The 18,192-nt window shown below is 69.4% G+C and carries 14 protein-coding genes; 1 reads left to right on the plus strand and 13 read right to left on the minus strand.

Annotated features, from left to right (window positions below; translation table 11 throughout):
• Positions 1–82: 82 nt before the first annotated feature.
• The 9 genes from ABDZ66_RS10680 to ABDZ66_RS10720 all read right to left on the minus strand — a co-directional run bounded on the left by ABDZ66_RS10680 (position 83) and on the right by ABDZ66_RS10720 (position 8,906).
• A complete protein-coding gene (locus ABDZ66_RS10680) occupies positions 83–2,131 on the minus strand; it encodes a DUF3160 domain-containing protein (protein WP_343758643.1) in 2,049 nt (682 codons plus the stop codon).
• A gap of 32 nt (positions 2,132–2,163) precedes the next feature.
• Positions 2,164–3,621: a UDP-N-acetylmuramoyl-L-alanyl-D-glutamate--2,6-diaminopimelate ligase gene (locus tag ABDZ66_RS10685; protein ID WP_343758645.1), complete on the minus strand. Its 1,458-nt coding sequence runs from the start codon at positions 3,619–3,621 to the stop codon at positions 2,164–2,166.
• A 33-nt stretch (positions 3,622–3,654) separates the two neighbouring features.
• The gene (locus ABDZ66_RS10690) at positions 3,655–4,356 is read right to left on the minus strand and encodes a hypothetical protein (protein WP_343758647.1); all 702 of its coding nucleotides are present in this window, start codon (positions 4,354–4,356) and stop codon (positions 3,655–3,657) included.
• A 333-nt stretch (positions 4,357–4,689) separates the two neighbouring features.
• Positions 4,690–5,313: a deoxynucleoside kinase gene (locus tag ABDZ66_RS10695; RefSeq protein ID WP_343758649.1), complete on the minus strand. Its 624-nt coding sequence runs from the start codon at positions 5,311–5,313 to the stop codon at positions 4,690–4,692.
• Positions 5,313–5,924 carry a deoxynucleoside kinase gene (locus ABDZ66_RS10700; protein ID WP_343758652.1) on the minus strand — a complete coding sequence of 204 codons (612 nt, stop codon included), beginning with the start codon at positions 5,922–5,924 and terminating at the stop codon, positions 5,313–5,315. Before ABDZ66_RS10700 ends, ABDZ66_RS10695 begins: the two co-directional genes overlap by 1 nt.
• A 363-nt stretch (positions 5,925–6,287) precedes the next feature.
• Complete coding sequence (locus ABDZ66_RS10705) at positions 6,288–6,461, minus strand: type II toxin-antitoxin system antitoxin (protein ID WP_343758654.1); 174 nt, start codon at positions 6,459–6,461, stop codon at positions 6,288–6,290.
• Positions 6,462–6,463: 2 nt separating this feature from the next.
• On the minus strand, positions 6,464–7,375 hold the full coding sequence (locus tag ABDZ66_RS10710; RefSeq protein ID WP_343758657.1) for an SPFH domain-containing protein: 912 nt from the start codon (positions 7,373–7,375) through the stop codon (positions 6,464–6,466).
• A 170-nt stretch (positions 7,376–7,545) separates the two neighbouring features.
• Complete coding sequence (locus ABDZ66_RS10715) at positions 7,546–8,595, minus strand: S1C family serine protease (RefSeq protein ID WP_343758814.1); 1,050 nt, start codon at positions 8,593–8,595, stop codon at positions 7,546–7,548.
• A gap of 104 nt (positions 8,596–8,699) precedes the next feature.
• Positions 8,700–8,906 (minus strand): FmdB family zinc ribbon protein, encoded by a 207-nt coding sequence (locus ABDZ66_RS10720; protein ID WP_343758659.1) that lies wholly within the window; start codon positions 8,904–8,906, stop codon positions 8,700–8,702.
• 602 nt (positions 8,907–9,508) lie between these two features.
• Between ABDZ66_RS10720 and glmS the strand changes: the two genes are divergently transcribed.
• Positions 9,509–11,329 carry a glutamine--fructose-6-phosphate transaminase (isomerizing) gene (gene glmS, locus ABDZ66_RS10725; RefSeq protein ID WP_343758661.1) on the plus strand — a complete coding sequence of 607 codons (1,821 nt, stop codon included), beginning with the start codon at positions 9,509–9,511 and terminating at the stop codon, positions 11,327–11,329.
• A 209-nt stretch (positions 11,330–11,538) separates the two neighbouring features.
• On the opposite strand, the gene ABDZ66_RS10730 is transcribed toward glmS, so the two are convergent.
• The 4 genes from ABDZ66_RS10730 to ABDZ66_RS10745 form a co-directional block, all read right to left on the minus strand.
• On the minus strand, positions 11,539–13,185 hold the full coding sequence (locus ABDZ66_RS10730) for a C1 family peptidase (protein ID WP_343758663.1): 1,647 nt from the start codon (positions 13,183–13,185) through the stop codon (positions 11,539–11,541).
• A gap of 122 nt (positions 13,186–13,307) precedes the next feature.
• Entirely contained in the window at positions 13,308–13,790 is a 483-nt protein-coding gene (locus ABDZ66_RS10735) for a hypothetical protein (RefSeq protein ID WP_343758665.1), read from the minus strand.
• A 138-nt stretch (positions 13,791–13,928) separates the two neighbouring features.
• Positions 13,929–15,149 (minus strand): 2-oxoglutarate dehydrogenase complex dihydrolipoyllysine-residue succinyltransferase, encoded by a 1,221-nt coding sequence (odhB, locus tag ABDZ66_RS10740; protein ID WP_343758667.1) that lies wholly within the window; start codon positions 15,147–15,149, stop codon positions 13,929–13,931.
• A gap of 63 nt (positions 15,150–15,212) precedes the next feature.
• A complete protein-coding gene (locus ABDZ66_RS10745; protein WP_343758669.1) occupies positions 15,213–18,059 on the minus strand; it encodes a 2-oxoglutarate dehydrogenase E1 component in 2,847 nt (948 codons plus the stop codon).
• Positions 18,060–18,192 lie beyond the last annotated feature (133 nt).

The following is an 18,192-nucleotide window of genomic DNA, read 5'->3' on the forward strand; positions in this document are numbered from 1 at the left end:
AGTGGGAGAGAAACGGGTTCCGGGCGTGGAGCTGGCAATCCGGTGAAGTTCCGGATTGCTGGCGAAACAAACGGAATCCGTATCACTTCACCAGCACGCCGTCCAGCCAGGGGTGCGCGGGCGGCACCCTGCCCTGGCGGAGCTGCGTGCGCCACGCCTCGTCCGTCAGGCGGCCCGAGACGGGTACCGTGAACTCGTACTGCGAGTACACGCCGCCCCGCGCGACCTGCAGCCCGCCGCGTCCGTCCGGCACGACGGCGTACAGCTCGTGGATGAAGCCGGTGCCTTCCTCCAGGGCAACGACATTTCCCGTTCTGTCCCCGCCGGTGGCGACGTCCGCGACGACGGCGGCCATGGCGTCCTCGTCGAACTCGCTGGCGTTCTCGCCGTCCTCGGGGTCGGCGCTGGCCATCTTCATCTCCTCCAGCCACCCGCCGAAGTAGTGGATACGGTCGTACTCGTCGCGGGTCAGCGGCGTGCCCGCCAGCTGCTTGGTCGTCGCGGCGCCCAGGAAGGCCAGCATGTCGCGCAGCGAATCCAGGCTCCGCGCGGTGCGGTCCGACAGGACGCCCTGGTCCTTCAGGACGCGCCGCGTCAGGACCTCCAGGGTCTGGAGGCGGGCCCAGAGGGCCGGGTTGGGTTCCACGTACCCGCGCGGGGGCTGCGGGGGTTCCCCGCCGCCGCCCAGTTCGGCCATGGTCTGCTTGGCGTACAGGATCGTGTCGTGGCGCAGTTCCGTCCAGGAGCCCAGCGCGGTCAGCATCTCCTTGCGGGTCCAGGCGGGCGTGCGCATGAACGCCGGGTAGCGCGCGTCGCGCGGGTCGGGTTTCGCGAGGGCCTGCAGGGCGTACAGCCAGCCGGAGTACACGTTGGCGGTCCAGTCGCCCTGCTTCAGCGCGGCGAAGTTCGCGCGGAGTTTCGCCATGTTGACTTCATAGTTCGCGTACTTCGCCTGCCCGGTGCGGCGCAGTTCGTTCAGGGCGGCGTCGCTGCCCAGCACGGCCAGCAGGTCCAGGCCGCGCGGCAGCAGGCGCGGCCGATCGTCCGTGCCGACCTCGCGGTACACGAGGCGCTGGAAGGCCGCGCCGTCCAGCGTGAAGCGCTGCCCCATCAGCCGGAAGCCCAGCGTCTGCGCGTCGCGCACCTCGCGGCCCTCGCCGGGTTTGGCGATCACCACGGCGCTGTTCACCTGCGGGGGCGGCAGTTTCCGCAACTCGGCCTGGAAGGCGGCCAGGACGGCCGGTTCCGCCAGTCGGCGCACCTGTCCGCCCGCCGCTGCCCTGAGGGCCTGCGCGTACTGGCGGTAGTTCAGGTCATCGCTGCGGCCCACGAGCAGCGCGGTCGGGTCGTAGATGCGCGCCCAGAGGGTCTGCGCCTCGGCGTTCGCGCCCATCAGGGCGGTCAGCAGGCCCGCCACGCGCGTCTCGCTGGCCTTCTCCACCCGCAGGTTCAGGCGGCCCAGCCACATCATGGTCCGGAAGTACCGTTTCAGCGCCTCGCTCTTCGTGTAGTGCCCGCGCGGCACGTACTGCGAGTAATCCTCCCGCATCTGCGTGCCGCTGAAGATGGGTGAACCGGCGATCCCCTGGTGCGCGTCGATGAGTTTCAGTTCCGCCGCCACCAGGGCCGCGACCTCGGCGGGCGGGGTCACGGCCGGGTCCGCGAGTTTCTGCGCAACCGCCAGGTACGCCAGCGTCAGCCGCGCGTCGGCCTCCAGTGGCGTGCCCTTCAGGGCGGCCAGCTGCCGCCGCGAGTCGGCCACGAGCAGCGTGGTCAGGCGGCGTGCGGCGGGCGCCAGGGACTCGCGTTCCAGGTCGCGCAGCAGCTTGTCGAAGATCAGGTGGTACACGTGCAGCGTCGCGTCGGACGTGACGAACACCGGCTGGTTCGCGTAGCGGGTGCTCTCGTACGCGGCGTCGAACTGCTGCCACCGGGCAGGCGTGATCACGAAACCACTGCGGGACAGCGCCGAGCGCTGCGCGGCGTTCAGGCCGGGCAGGTCCAGGTCGGCGTTCCCGCTGACCAGCGGCGACTTCAGGGTGCCCAGGTTCACGGGCAGCGAGTACGGGGCGGGGGCCGCCACGCCGGTGCCCAGCAGGGCCAGGGTCAGGACGCACAGATGGGGACGCATGCCGCCGTCATACCACGCCGCTGGGCGCCCGGTCAGCTCAGGTGCAGGGCGTCCAGCGCCTCCTGCGTCTCGTTCCAGGGGATGGTCTCGTGGGCGCGTTCCAGGGTGTCCTCGGGGCCCTTCCCGGCCAGCAGGACCGTGTCACCGGGCCGGGCCAGGGCGATGGCGGCGCGGATCGCGGCGCGGCGGTCGGGAATGGACTGGAAGTTGCTGCGTCCGGCGCCCTGCGCGCCGCGTTCCATCTCGCGCAGGATGTCGTCCAGCGGCGTGTCGCGGCAGTCCTCCTCGGTGAAGATCGCGTGATCCGCGAGGCGGGTGGCGACCTCGCCCAGCGGGGCGCGCTTGCCCGGATCGCGCGGCCCGCCGGCCGAGCCGAGCACCACGATCAGGCGGCCCGCAGTGGTGGTCCGCAGGGTGCCCAGCGCCTTCTCGAGGCTGGGCGGCGTGTGTGCGAAGTCCACGACCACGCGCCGCCCGCGCCTGTCCGGCACGAGTTCCATGCGGCCCGGCACGCCCCGGAACGACGCGAGGCCCGCCGCGAGCGCCTCCGGGCCCGCGCCGAGGTGCGCGGCGGCGGCCATGGCGGCCAGGGCGTTCGCGACGTTGAAGCGCCCGATCATCGGCAGGTGCGCGTCGAACTCGCCCTGCGGGCTGAGGACGTGGAAGTGCAGGCCCGTGCTGCGTTCCTCGATGTCGCCCGCGCGCCAGTCGGCGTGCTGCCCCTCGGCGGAGTACGTGGTCTCGGCAGGGGCGACGCCCCGCAACCCCGCCGTCCAGGGGTCGTCCACGTTCAGCACCGCGAACGGCGCGGCCTCCACCAGTCGGCGTTTGTCCGCGAAGTAGTTCTCCAGCGTGCCGTGAAAGTCCAGGTGTTCGCTGCTCAGGTGCGTCCAGACGGCCACGTCCCAGTTCACGCTCCGGACGCGCTCCAGCGCCAGGGCGTGACTGCTGGCCTCCAGCACCGCCGCGTCCGCGCCTGAACGCACCATCTCGGCCAGGGTGGCCTGCACCTGCGGGGCCTCCGGGGTCGTGAAGTGCGCCGGGAAGTGCCGCAGCTCCCCGTCCGGCAGTTCGTACCCGACGGTGCTCAGCAGGCCGGCGCGCAGTCCGGCGGCGCGCAGCAGGTGCCGGGCCAGCCAGCTGGTGGTGGTCTTGCCGTCGGTGCCGGTCACGCCCACCACCCGCAGCTGGCGGCTGGGATGCCCGGCGAGCGCGGCGGCGGCGTCCGCCAGGGCCGCGCGGGCGTTCGGGACGTGCAGGTACGGCAGCGGACTGGTCAGGCCGTCCGGGAGGCCCTCGCCGATCACGGCCACCGCGCCCGCCTGCGCGACCCGGTCAAGAAAGCTGTGCCCGTCGAAGCGCGCCCCGCGGATCGCCACGAACGCCGAGCCCGGCTGCACCCAGTCGGCGTTGTGCGTCACGCCCGTCACCTCCGGAGTCTCGGTGGGGGCGGGAACGTTCAGGTGGGCGGCCAGCTCGGAAAGACGCATGGGGGGATGATACGGGCTGCCCCGCCCCCGCCCTCAGCGGACGTGGTGGTACAGCCCGCCGAAACCCAGGTCCGGCCCGGCGCACTGCCCGTTGTCAGCGGCGATCAGCCACGCGCCCGCCACGTACAGGCGGACCTCGCAGCGGCCGTCACGGTACGTCCAGCGGTCCGGGTCGCGGCGCAGCGGGCCGTTCAGGTTCGCGCTGCCGACCGTGCCGTCCGGAAGCGCCGCCATCAGCGACCCGGTCAGGGTCCAGCCGCCCCCGTCGGCGCGGGTGAGGGTCAGGCCGGTGTTCGCGTCGCGCGCCCAGGTCCCGGCGAGTTCCCCGCCGGGCGGCGTGGCGCGCACCTGCGTGTCCGGCAGGAACCCGCGGGTCACGCGGTCCGGCAGGCCACTGGTCGGCACGAAGTAACTGCAGCGCCGCCCGTCCGCCGCCGGTCCCTGCAGCAGCCGGGCCCCGCGCGGGGCGCTCAGCCGGGTGTCCGCGCCGCGGGCGTCCGTGAAGGTCGCGCGGGTGGCCGTGACCTGCGCGGCCCGCAGGTCGGCCGGGTCCAGGTCACGCCAGTCGACCGGGCAGGTGGGGGCCGGCGGGGTCGTGGGCGGCGTGCCGGTGGCGTCCGCAGCGCCCGGCAGGCCGGTCAGCAGCGCGGTCAGGGTCCAGCCGGTCAGGGTCCAGCGGGCCCGGCGGGGGCGGCCGCGCAGAGCGGACGGGTCGGCGGAGCGCGGGGCGGTCATCTCCGCAGCGTAGCGCCTCCCGGGGCTGGCAATGGTGGCCCGGACGTGACGGCCTGCCGGGCGCCCGCGGGCGCGACGGCCCACAGCAGGGGGAGGGCGCGGGCAGAGGCCACCTGCGCAGCGCAGCGGGGATGACCTGCGCCCGCGTTTGGATCGCGTGCCGTCTGTTTCGCTGATACGGACTCCGATTGAATGGCTGACAAAGCCGTTCAATCCGAGCGGAGCGAGTGGGAGCTGGGCGGGTTCCGGACGTGGAGCTGGCAATCCGGTGAACTTCCGGATTGTCGGCGAAACAAACGGCAGTTCGTATGACGCAGCCCCGGGCCGAGTGGGTCAGCGCAGCAGCGGCAGGCCGAAGCCGTTGGCCTGCACGCGCGCGCAGACCCATTCGAAGGCCTGCGGGTCGGCCACGAAGTCCAGCTGGTCGCCGGGGACGCGCACGACCGGGCAGGCGTCGAAACCGGACACCCAGCTGTCGTACAGGCGGTTCAGGCCGCCCAGGTACGCCTCGGGGATGTCCTGCTCGTAGGCGCGGCCGCGCTGCGCGATGCGTTTTTTCAGGGTGGGCAGGCTGGCGTCGATGTGAATCAGCAGGTCCGGGACGCGCAGGGCGCTCAGCACGCCCTCGTACAGGCTGCGGTAGGTGTCCCAGTCGCGGTCTTCCATCTGGCCGCTCTCGAACAGGTTGCGGGCGAAGATGTTGGCGTCCTCGAACACCGTCCGGTCCTGGATGACGTAGCGGGCGCCGGTCACGAGGTTCAGGTGCTGCTCCAGGCGCCGGGACAGGAAGTACACCTGCGAGTGGAAGGAGTAGCGGCGCATGTCGCGGTAGAAGTCTTCCAGGTAGGGGTTGTCGGCGTACGGTTCGTACACGGGGCGCAGGCCGTAGCGGTCCGCGAGCATGCGGGTCAGGGTGCTCTTGCCGCTGCCGATGTTGCCGGAGATCGCAAGGTACATCAGTCGGCGGCCTGGGTGGCGCGCAGGGCCTCGTCGATGCGGGCCATCAGGTCCTGCTCGTGTTCCGGGTTGTTCACGAAGTCGATGCCGGCCGCGTCGATGATCAGGTGCGGGTGCGGGTACGTGCGGAAGTACTCGTCGTAGCGGCCGGTCAGGTCCGCGAGGTACGCGGCCTGCATGTCCTGCTCGAAGGGCCGGCCGCGCAGCGCGATGCGGCGCAGCAGTTCGTCGGTGTCGGCGCGCAGGTACACCACGAGGTCCGGGGTGGGCAGGCGCGGGGACAGGTGCGAGTACAGGTCCTCGTACAGGCTGAATTCGGCGTCGCGCAGGTTCATGGACGCGAAGATGAAGTCCTTGTCGAACAGGTAGTCGCTGACCACGCTGCCCTTGTACAGTCCGGGCTGCCACAGCGCGGAGAGCTGCTTGAAGCGCGACAGCAGAAAGAACGCCTGTACCTGGAACGAGAACGCTTCGGGTTGCTCGTAGAATTTCGCCAGGAAGGGGTTCTCCTCGACGATCTCCAGGTTCAGTTCGGCGCCGTGGCGCGCGGCGAGGCGCCCGGCGAGGCTTGTTTTCCCGACCCCGATGGGCCCTTCGACGACAACGTACATGACAGTTCAGAGCATAGCGCCCCCCAGGAGTCTCAAGGGTGGATGAACGCCTTGACACGCGCGGGGGGACTGGGGGGGACTGGGGGTGGATACGGACTCCGATTGAATGGGCTGCAAAGCCCGCTGGGTCCGAGCGGATGCGACTCGGAGAGCTGCCCCGCAGAGAAGGAGAGAAACGCCCCTCCGGACGTGGAGCTGGCAATCCGGTGAAGTTCCGGATTGTCGGCGAAACAAACGGAATCCGTATTAGAGCCGTTCTCTGCCGCTGTTCCAGTCCGTCCGGCCCGTCAACCTTCACCCGCTCTCCTGCGGAGCTTTACAGGTCCGCCCGGCCAGGAAGACTGCCTCGTTATGGCAACGGCCCTATTCCCCTTCTTCTTTGTTCTTCTCTTTGAGGCGTCCGGCTTCTTTCACGGCGCGGGTGAGGAGGTACTCGATCTGGGCGTTGACGCTGCGCAGGTCGTCCGCCGCCCAGCGTTCCAGCGCGGCGTACAGCTCCGGGCTGATGCGCAGGGGGAAGTTCTTGCGCGGCGGCATGGCTAGTACAGGCTACCGGCGTTCACGACCGGCTGCGTGCCGCGTTCGCTGGTGAGGACGACCAGCAGGTTGCTGACCATCTGCGCCTTGCGTTCCTCGTCGAGGTGGACGATGTCCTGCTCGCTGAGTTCCTTCAGGGCCATCTGGACCATGCCGACGGCGCCCTGCACGATCTGGGTGCGCGCGGCGATGATGGCGCTGGCCTGCTGGCGCTGCAGCATGGCCCCGGCGATCTCGGGGGCGTAGGCGAGGTGCGACAGGCGCGCCTCGAGGACTTCCACGCCGGCGTGGCGCAGGCGGGTGGCGAGTTCGGTGGCGAGGGCCTCGGCGACCTCGTCGGCGTTGCCGCGCAGGCTCATGGTGTCGTCGGTGTAGTTGTCGTAGGGATACTGGCTGGCGAGGTGCCGCAGGGCCGTCTCGCTCTGGATGGCGACGAACTGGGTGTAGTCCTCGACGTCGAACACGGCGCGGGCGGTGTCCACGACCCGCCAGACGATCACGGCGGCGATCTCGATGGGGTTGCCCGCGAGGTCGTTGACCTTCAGGCGTTCGGAGTTGAAGTTCCGGATTCTCAGGCTGACGCTCTTGCGCACGGTCAGGGGGTTGGTCCAGTACAGGCCGTTGCGGCGTTCGGTGCCCACGTAGCGGCCGAACAGGGTGAGGTTGGTGGCCTGGTTGGGCTGCACGATGAAGAAGCCCACGACCACGAAGATCACGCTGAGGATCAGGACGCCGCTGAGGATCAGTTGCCCGGATGCGAAGGCCCAGACGGTCAGGGCGCACAGCAGGATCCACAGCAGGAAGACCGGTACGCCGGGCAGGCCGAAGGCGGCGCGCTCGACACTGGCGACGCCGCTGCGGGTGGAGACGCCGCCGTGGGGGGTGGGGACGGGAGCCTGTTGCAGTTCGTTCATGGTGGAACCTCCGGGCCGATCTCGTCTGGCTATCAAAGTGATATCACTTCTGGGCGCGATTCACCAGTTGCCCGGCCCGCGAGCAAGGACAGGGGGTAAACGGTCAACGGTTGATGGTCGACAGCGGGGGAATGCCCGTCCATCAACGATCAACCGTTCACCATCAACCCCTACTGCAGGGTGCGTTTGAGCAGCGTGACCTTCACGTCCACGCTCTTCTTGTTGCGCCACACGCGCAGCGTGACCGACTGACCGGGGCGCTTGGCGGCCACCAGCCGGATCACGTCGAACGAGTCCCGCACGCGCTGGCCGTCCACCGCCACGATGATGTCGCCCAGCGGCGCGAGCAGCTGGTCCTTGCTGTTGCGCAGGCTGCCGCGCAGGCCCGCGCGGGCCGCGGCCGTCCCGGCCGGCACCTGATCCACCAGCGCGCCCTCCGAACTGCTCAGGCCCGCCAGTTGCCGCAGCGCCGGGTCCAGGTTCTCGAGGTCCACCATGGTCACGCCCAGCGTGCCACGCTGCGGCACCCCGATCTTCTCCAGGTCGTCCAGGCTCTGCTTGACCAGGTCCCCCGGAATGGCGATCCCGACCGTGCCGGGCACCAGGGCGTTCGGCGCGGCGTTCAGGTCCGCGACCCCCACGACCGCGCCGCGCGAGTCCAGGACCGGCCCGCCGCTGTTGCCCTGCTGCACGCTGGCGGTGGTCGTCAGGTACTGGCTGATCTCGGCGCCCAGCTGGTCGTTGCGGGGCACGTCGCGGGCGCTGGCCGCCACGCTGAACACGCCGCTCCCCACGAAATTCTGAATGCGGAAGGGAGTCCCCAGCGTGATCAGTTTCTGCCCCGGAATCAGGCGCGCACTCGACCCGAAACGCAGGGTGGCGGGGGCCGTCACGCCGCTCACGCGCAGGATCGCGATGTCGATGCCCGGATCGATGCCCTCGATCTTGGCCGGCACGCGCCGCCCGTTGAACAGCGTGACGCTCAGGGACTCCTGGTACTGCACCACGTGGTAGTTCGTGACGATCAGGTCCTTCTTGTAGAAGAAGCCGGTGCCGGTCTCGATGGGATCGTCGCCGGTCTGCAGCTGCTCGCGCTGAAGCCGGTTGTCGATCCGCACGACCGCCTGCAGCGCCTTCTGACTGACCTCGACGGTGTTGATCTCGTCCGGGGTGACCAGGGCCCGTTCGGCGCTGACGCGCCCCGTGACGTACGCGCCCATGACCGCGCCGCTCAGCAGCAGGCTGACGCCCAGCACCTGCAGCGCCCGGTTGCGGAAGGCAGCTGACCGGAAGCCCGGCGTGGTGTCCGGGGCGCGTTCAGGGGTCACTCGCCGCCGCCGCCCTCGCCGCTCCTGGGACGGGAATCGGTGACGTAGAACCCGCTGCCCTTGAAGGCAATGCCGGGCCGGGCCAGGATGCGCTTGACCGGCACGCCCGTCTCGGGGTGCGTGGTGTAGGCCTCGTCACGCATGCTCTGCTGCAGTTCGTACACTTCGCCGGTTTCGATGTTCTTGTACAGGTACGTGGGCATGATGGCTATCTGATCCTCTTGGTGCGTTGCCTCTGGTGGGACGGACGGCGGGAGGGCTGGGGCGCAGGCCGCCACCTTCCCGTGACGTTTCATGGACAGGAACCGGGACGGCCGGCCCCCTTCCGCCGCCCATCCTAGCAAGGACCGCCGCACGCGGCACGTCCGGCAGGAACCGGGCCGCATTGAGCGTTCCTTCCGACTCCGCACCGGGCCTTGAGTATGGTACTCACGTGACGCACCGGCGGGCGGCGCGCTATGCTGTGCCGTGAACCGGTGGTGTCCGGTTCACCCAACAGGGCAGCGCAAGGCCCCGCCCGCCCACGCGGGACAGGGGAGACGAGGTGGAAGTCAGCGATCATTCTGCGGATGCTTCCAGGCCCGCATCAGGGCCTACCCGGCGTCCCAGCGGTTCCCACAGGAACCCGGGCCGCGAATCCCGGCCATAACCCCCGTGGCGACACGGACATAAAGCCCGGAACGATGCACCCCCCCCACACCAGCAGGCGCACCCGGCGCGGCACGCCAGGGCCGCGGGCATCCCTCCTCACGGGACCCGCGCCCCGGTTGCCGTCGGCCGGGCCCGCCCTGCGAAGGAGCAGGTTATGTGCGGAATCGTTGGATACATCGGCCCCCGGCAGGCGCAGGACGTTCTCATCTCCGGCCTTGCCAAACTGGAATACCGCGGCTACGACAGCGCCGGCATCGCCATTCATGACGGCGCGCAGATCGACGTGAAGAAGAAAGCCGGGAAACTCGAGAACCTCAGCAGTCTGCTGGGCGGCCACCCGCTGTCCGGCACGCTCGGCATCGGGCACACCCGCTGGGCCACGCACGGCCTGCCGAACGACACGAACGCCCACCCTCACGCCACCGAGGACGGCCGCATCGTCATCATCCACAACGGCATCATCGAGAACTACCTGACCCTCAAAGAGGGCCTCCAGGGACGCGGGCACCAGTTCAAGAGCGAGACCGACAGCGAGGTGCTGGCCCACCTGATCGAGGAAGCCTACGCGGGCAACCTCGAAGAGGCGGTCCGCGCGGCCCTCGCGCAGGTGCGCGGCGCGTACGGCATCGTCGTCACGCACGTCGACCACCGCGAGATCGTCGCCGCGCGCACCGTCAGCCCGCTCGTCATGGGCGTCGGCGAGGGCGAGATGTTCCTGGCGTCCGACGTGCCCGCCCTGCTGGCCTACACCCGCAACATGGTGTTCCTGCACGACGGCGACATGGTCGTCCTGAACGACGACGGCTTCCGCGTCATGGACCTCGCCGGCAACCCCCAGCAGCGCACCATCGAGCACATCGAATGGGACGCCGAGGCCGCCGAGAAGGGCGGGTACGACACGTACATGCTCAAGGAAATCTACGAGCAGCCCCAGGCCCTCACGAACACCCTGATCGGCCGCCTGCACGACGACACCGGCGAGGTCAACCTCGACATCAACCTCGACCCCGGCTCCTTCAAACGCATCAGCATCATCGCCTGCGGCACCGCCTTCTACGCCGGACTGGTCGGCGAGTACCTGATCGAGCAGCTGGCCCGCATTCCCGTCGAAGTCGACGTGGCCAGCGAGTACCGCTACCGCGACCCCCTGGTCAGCGAGAACACCCTGGCCATCGTCGTCTCCCAGAGCGGCGAGACCATCGACACCCTGGAAGCGCTGCGCGAGGCCAAGAAGTTCGGCGCGAAGACCCTCGGCGTCATCAACGCCAAGGGCAGCTCCATGACCCGCGAACTCGACGACACGCTGTACATCCACGCCGGACCCGAGATCGGCGTCGCCAGCACCAAGGCGTACACGAGCATGGTCAGCGCGTTCCTGATGCTGGCCCTGTGGCTGGGCCGCGCCCGCGGCACCCTCAGCGAGGAGCAGGGCGCCGAACTCCTGAAAGCCGCCCGCGAACTGCCCCGCCTGGTCGAGGAAGCCCTGGCCCCCGAACGCGTGGCCCGCATCAAGGAAGTCGCCGAGAAGTACGCCATGGCGCGCGACTACCTGTTCCTGGGGCGCGGCGTGAACAGCCCCACCGCCTACGAGGGCGCCCTGAAACTCAAGGAGATCAGCTACATCCACGCCGAGGCGTACGCAGCCGGCGAGATGAAGCACGGCCCCATCGCCCTGATCGACGAGAACCTGCCGGTCGCCGTGATCGCCACCGAGAGCCGCCTGCTGGAAAAGACCATCAGCAACGTGCAGGAAGTCCGCGCCCGCGCCGGCAAGGTCATCCTGTTCCTCAGTGACGGCGACACCGAGAACGCCCGCCATGGCGACGACGTCATCTACGTCCCCCGCGCGCACGAGATGGTCAGCCCCGTCGTGAACGCCGTCGCCATGCAACTCCTGGCGTACTTCACGGCCACCGCGCTGGGCAAGGACGTGGACAAACCCCGCAACCTCGCCAAGAGCGTCACCGTCGAGTAAGCAGCGTCGAGTAACGGCAATGCAGGAGGGGGGCCGCAGCCAGTCGCGCTGCGGCCCCCCTCCCTTGTTCGTTCATACGGAGTCCGTTTGTTTCGCCAACAATCCGGAACTTCACCGGATTGCCGGCTCCACGTCCGGAACCCGTTTTACTCCTACTCGCATCCGCTCGGATTGAATGGCCTTTGCAGCCCATTCAATCGGAGTCCGTATCAGAATCCGGCCATGTCGCTGGCGACGGCTCCGGCGCGCAGGTTGTACACGCCGTTCGTCTCGCGGTCCATGAAGGTGTCGGGCAGGTAGGCGTACCCGCCGTCCCCGAAGCCGCAACTCCAGGAGTTCTTGATCACGAAGTACCCGCTGGGGAGGGTCATCTTCACGTTGATCAGCCCGGCGATCTTCGTGTCGAAGGTCTGCGTGCCGGTGTTCACGTACCCGACGATGTGAACGGCGTGCCCGCCGCGTACGTTCTGGCCCATGCGGGTGGTGTCGGGCAGGCCGCTGGCGCCGACACTGTCGAACGCGCCGTCCACCGTGAAGCCCAGGATCAGCTGGTCGCCCCGGTCGATCATCTGCCTCAGCATGGCGCGGCGGTAGGCGCGGGTGGCGTCGGCGTTCCCGAGATTCAGGTTGCCCAGCGCCACCCAGACTTCGTTGCCCTGCGTGGCGCGGAAGTTGAACGCGGCGTTCGGGGCGATGTCCCACTCGGGTTTCCAGGCGCAGTTGTTCGTGCCGCTCTGGCAGACCAGTTGCGCCTGCGCGGTGGTGTCGCTGCACGCCTGATCGGCGTAGTTCACGCAGGAGTTCTTGAAGGCCGTGATGGGCTGCTGGGTGTTGGCGGGCACGCGCACGCGGCTGCGGGACGGGTTGTACTTCCAGCGGACCTCGGTCGGCAGCATGCGCTGGCGGCTGATGGTGTCGTCGAAGTCGCCCCAGCCGGCGCCGTCGCCCAGCACGCCGTCGTCGCCGCGCAGCCAGTAGTACGCGTACTGCTCGGACAGGTTGAAGGTGATCTTCTTGCGCCGCGCGATCAGGCTCTCGAGCGCGGAGGTGTACGCGAAGGCCATGCAGGTGCCCCGGCGTCCCTGGTCCTTGATGGTGGTGATCTGGTCGATGGCGTTGCCGCGCATCTGCGTGAACAGGGCGCTGGTGGGCGTGAAGCGGCACGCGCCGTCGCTGGGGGTGCTGACGAATCCATCCCCGAGTTCCCCGCCCGGTTGCGAGGGCTTGGGCGGCGCGAGGCGCGTCTGCAGGCGGGTCAGGGCGGCGGTGTTCAGCGCGGCGACGTTGATGCGGGTGTTCGCGGCGAGCGTCACGCCGCTCAGGGAGTCCTGGGACAGGAACTCGCGCGGGACGGGATTCTGGTCGTTCAGGCCGAAGGACCCGAGGATCTCGGCGCGGTTGCGTTCGGCGCCCGCCTCGGCCTGCGCGACACTGACGGCCACGGTGTCCTGCCCGAACAGCAGCACCTCGCGGTTCTCGCCGCCGCGCAGGGTGACGGTGGCGGGCACGGTCAGGCCGCGCGGGAGGCTCAGGGTGGTGCGGGCGATGTCGGCGCGCAGTTCGGTCGAGCGGGCCAGGGTGCCCACGACGTCCAGGCTGCGGCGCACCTCGGCGTCGCGGGCCTGGATGCGGGCGGGCAGGTCGGTCAGGTTCAGTTGCAGGGCGTTCGGGGCGTTCAGGGTCTGCTGGAACACCTGCGGGTCCACGCGCAGCACGTTCAGGTCCAGGTTCGCGACCCGCACAGGTTGCAGGGTCAGGTTCTTGAAGTTCAGGTTCACGGTGTTCTGTGCGTGCGCGCCTCCCAGCGCGGCGCACAGGGCGAGCAGGGCGGCGGGGCGGGTCAGGGTGCGGTTCATGGTGTCCTCCCTGAAGGCCGGGTGTCACGCCCGGACTTCCTGGCACGCAGTTCACCACCGGGCCCGTGATCACCCCATGATCGCCGCCCGCCGGCCGCCGTGAACGGCGCCGCGCGGGACGCTCAGCGGGCCGGCGTGAGGGGCCGCGCCTGCGCCAGCCACAGCCGCAGCGCACACACGCTCAGCAGCGCCCCCAGCGGGAACGGCACGCCGTTCAGGTCCATGCGGACCTCCACCCCCCGCGTGAAGGACCCCAGCCGCCCACGCACCTCGCCCGCATAGTGCCGCAGGGTCACGTCATGCCCGTCCGTGAAATTCCCGTACCGTCCGGTCGCGCCGTCCGGCGTGAAGTTCAGGGTCACGTCCACCCCGTCGGTCACGCCGCCCAGCCGGACGCGCATCACGCCCGCCTCGATCGCGGCCCGCAGGTCAAAGCCCTGCGTGACCCCACCCACCCGGCCTGACAGGCCCGGCCCGTCCAGCCACACCTGCACGTCCGTGCCTGCCGTGAAGCCCCCCACCCGGCCCGTCAGCCGCGCTCCGTCCCACTGCGCTTCCAGCGTCAGCGCGTCCGTCCATCCACCCAAGCGGCCCTCTAAACCCATGGGCCACAGGGTAGAAAACGCACTCTGGCAGAAGCCTGACGGACGCGGGAAGGGGGGAGGAGTGAACAGGAGAAAGTTGATGGTTGACAGAGGGGAATTCCCGACCATCAACCATCAACTTTCGACCATCGACGCTGTTTACAGTTCCAGCAGCATCCGCGCCGGGTCTTCCAGCAGGTTCTTGATCATCACGAGGAACTGCACGGCTTCCTTGCCGTCGATGATGCGGTGGTCGTAGCTCAGGGCGATGTACATCATGGGGGCGATCACGACCTGCCCGTTCTGCGCGATGGGCCGCTCGATGATGTTGTGCATGCCCAGGATGGCGCTCTGCGGGGCGTTGATGATCGGGGTGCTCATCATGGACCCGAAGGTGCCGCCGTTCGTGATGCTGAACGTGCCGCCGCTCATGTCTTCCAGGGTCAGCTTGCCCGCCTTGGCCTTCTGGGCGTAGCCGCCGATGGCCTTCTCGATCCCGGCGAGGCTCATCTGGTCGGTGTCGCGCAGGACCGGCACGACCAGCCCACGGTCACTGGCGACCGCGATGCCGATGTCGTAGAAGCCGTGGTAGATGATGTCCTTGCCCTCGACGCTGGCGTTGATGACCGGGAAGGCCTTGAGGGCCTCGGTCGCGGCGCGCACGAACAGACTCATGAAGCCCAGTTTCACGCCGTGCTTCGCCACGAACTGATCCTGGTACTTCTTGCGCAGGTCCATGGCGGGCTGCATGTTCACCTCGTTGAAGGTGGTCAGCAGGGCCGCCGTGTTCTGCACCTCCTTGAGGCGCTCACTGATGCGCTGACGGATGCGGGTCATGGGCACCCGCTGCTCGGGACGCGCGCCGGTCGGGACGGGCGCGGCCACCGGAGCGGCCGCGGGCGCTGCGGCCTGGGCGCCCTGCTGGGCAGCGGCGCCCAGCGCGTCGGCCTTGGTGATGTTGCCTTTCGGGCCGGTCGCGGGAAGCTGCGCGGGGTTCAGGCCGTTCTCGACGACCACCTTGCGCACCGCGGGCGACAGGTCGTCGCGGCGCGTCGCCTCGTTCCCCGCGTCGGCCGGGGCCGTGTTCGCCACCGGACCCTCCGCCGGATCCGCCGCCGGAGCCGGGGCGGGGGCGGGCGCGCTGCCCGCGTCGCCGACCACGCCCAGCGTCTCCTCGCTCAGGACCGTGTCGCCCTCCTGCTTGGCGACGCTGACCAGCACGCCGTCCTGCAACGCCGTGACCTCGAGCACCACCTTGTCAGTCTCGATCTCGGCGAGCACCTCGCCGCGCTTCACGGTGTCGCCGGGCTTCTTGTGCCACGTCAGCAGCGTACCCTCGCTGACCGACTCGGAAAAAACAGGAACTTTGATGTCCGCCATAACGCCCTCAGTTATACCCCTCCAGGACTGTGACTGGGCCGGGGACGCCCCCGGCCCCCGGCCTCAGCCCTGCTGCTTGGCCGTCTCGGCGAGTTCCTTCTGATCGGCCACGACCGCCCGGTCGAGTTTCTCCCCGAGCGCGTCCGCGATGACCTTCGCCTGCTCCCTGGCATGCACGCTGGCATACCCGGCGGCGGTGCTGGCGCTGCGCGGACGGGTGGAGCTGCTCAGCGTCTGCCCCGGTGCCAGGACCTTCTCCAGGTCCTCCCAGATCATCAGCCACGCCCCCTGGTTCTCCGGTTCCTCCTGCGCCCACACGACCTGCGCGCCCGGATGACGGGCCAGCTCGGCCGCGAGCGCCTCGGCAGGGAAGGGATACAGCTGCTCCAGCCGCACCAGCGCCGTTCCCGCGTACCCCTCGGCGTCCGCGTTGCGGGCCTCCGTGAGTTCCCAGTGCAGTTTCCCGCTGCTGATCACCACGCGCCGCGCCCCGCTCACGCCGGCGTCCCCGATGACCTCGTGGAACCGGCCCTCGGCCAGTTCCGACAGGGGACTCATGGCCAGCTTGTTGCGCAGCAGGCTCTTGGGCGTCATGACGATCAGCGGCTTGCGGTACGGACGCAGCACCTGACGGCGCAGCAGGTGGAAGATCTGCGCGGCGCTCGAAGGCACCACGACCTGCATGTTCTTCTGCGCGCACAGCTGCAGGTACCGCTCCAGGCGGGCGCTGCTGTGCTCGGGACCGGCACCCTCGTACCCGTGCGGCAGCAGCAGCGTCAGGCCGCTCAGGCGCTGCCACTTGCTCTCACCGGCCGACAGGAACTGGTCGATGACCGCCTGCGCTCCGTTCGCGAAGTCCCCGAACTGCGCTTCCCACGCGATCAGCGCGTTCGGTTCGCTCGTCGAGTACCCGTACTCGAAGGCCATGACGGCCTCCTCGGACAGCGTGGAGTCGATGACCTCCACCTTGCCCTGCCCGTCACGCAGGTGCCCCAGCGCCATGTACTCCTCGTTCATGGGATCCTGCGCGTCCTGATCGTGCAGGACCGCGTGACGGTGCACGAACGTCCCGCGCCCGCTGTCCTGCCCCACCAGCCGCACGCCGTAGCCCTCGTCGAGCAGCGTCGCGTACGCCAGCATCTCACCCATGCCCCAGTCGAGCGGCTGCTCGCCACGCGCCATCGCCTGACGCGGCTTGATCACGGTCCGCTCGATGGTCCGGTGCACCCGGAAGCCGTCCGGCACCGACGCCAGCTTCGCGCCCAGCTCTCCCAGCTTCTCGGCACTGACGGCCGTGGACACCTCGTCCTGCCAGCTGGTGTCCGTGTACTTCGACCAGTCCACCGCCAGCTTGCTCTGCGCGAGGTTCTCCATCTCGGTCACGACCGGCTCGGCGCGGTCCAGGCGGTCCCGGTACTGCTCGACCAGCCCGTCCGCCTCGCCCGCCTGCAGCACCCCGGCGGCCTCCAGCGTCCGCGCGTACAGCGCCCGCGTGCCCGGGTGCCGGTCGATCTCGCGGTACATGATCGGCTGCGTCATGCGCGGCTCGTCACCCTCGTTGTGCCCGTTGCGGCGGAAGCAGATCAGGTCCACGAACACGTCCTTGCCGAACTCCTGCCGGTACGCGAGCGCCAGATCCCCCGCGAACGCCACCGCTTCCGGATCGTCCCCGTTCACGTGCAGCACCGGCGCGTTCGCGATCTTCGCCACGTCCGTGCAGTAACGGCTGCTGCGCGTGTCACGCGGGTCGCTGATCGTGAACCCCACCTGGTTGTTGATCACGATCCGCACCGCGCCCCCGGTCGCGAAACCACGCAGGCGCGACAGGTTCAGGGTCTCCATGACCACGCCCTGCCCGCTCACGGCCGCGTCGCCGTGCACGGTGATGGGCAGCACGCTGCGGCGCGACTCGTCACCCCGGCGGTCCTGACGCGCCCGCACCGACCCGTGCACCACGGGCGACACGATCTCCAGGTGGCTGGGGTTGAACGCCAGCGCCAGGTGCATCGGTCCGCCCGGCGTGCGCACGTCACTGGAGTACCCCATGTGGTACTTCACGTCGCCCGCCACGTCCGGGTTGTCACTGAGTTTCTTCTTGCCGTCGAACTCCTCGAACAGCACGCTCGCCGGCTTTCCGAAAATGTTCACGAGCGTGTTCAGGCGGCCGCGGTGCGCCATGCCGATCACGACTTCCTTCACGCCCTGCGCCCCGGCCTGCTGAATCACGCGGTCAAGCAGCGTGATGAAACTCTCGCCGCCCTCCAGACCGAAGCGCTTGACGCCCGGGTACTTGTTCTTCAGGTACAGTTCCAGCCCCTCGGCCGCGTTCAGCTTGTACATGAAACGCCGGCGTTCCTCCGCCGAGTACACGCCCCGGCCCCGGTTCGCCTCCACCCGCGCCTGGAACCACGCGCGTTCCGTCGCCGGCAGGTAACTGAACTCGAACCCGATCGCGCCGCAGTACGTCTCGTGCAACTGAGCGATCACGTCCCGCAGCGGCCCGCTGAACGGCCCGTCCTGAACGTGCTCGCTCAGGTCCGCCGTGGACAGCCCGTAGTACTCCGGCGTGAGTTCCGGCACGACCGGCAGGCCCCGGATGGTCAGCGGGTTCGTCCGCGCACTGATGTGCCCGTACACCCGGTACGCCGTGATCAGCGCCCCCGCCGCCTGCTGCGCCCCACTGACCCCCTGCGGGACCGGCACCACCGCGCCGCCACGGCGCTGCGTGCCCAGCTCGTAGAACGCCTGCTGAATGGCGGAATGCGGCGTCTCGTGCGCTCCACCGCGAAGCTCATCGAAGTAGGAGCGCCACTCGGGATCCACACTCTGCGGGTCAGCCAGGTACGCCTCGTACAGGCCCTCGATAAAGGCCGCGTTCCCACCCGACATGATCGTCTGCGACTGCGTCATAACGCCTCAGCATACCCCCCGCACGCCCTGAAAATGGCACCTGACTCCCCCCGGATTGTTCCCCGCCGCGTACCACCCACCCCGAACCATAAGCGCTCCCGTCAGACGCGCCCCCCACCCGCCCGCTTAAGAT

It is taken from the genome of Deinococcus depolymerans, assembly GCF_039522025.1.
Taxonomy (GTDB): Bacteria; Deinococcota; Deinococci; order Deinococcales; family Deinococcaceae; genus Deinococcus; species Deinococcus depolymerans.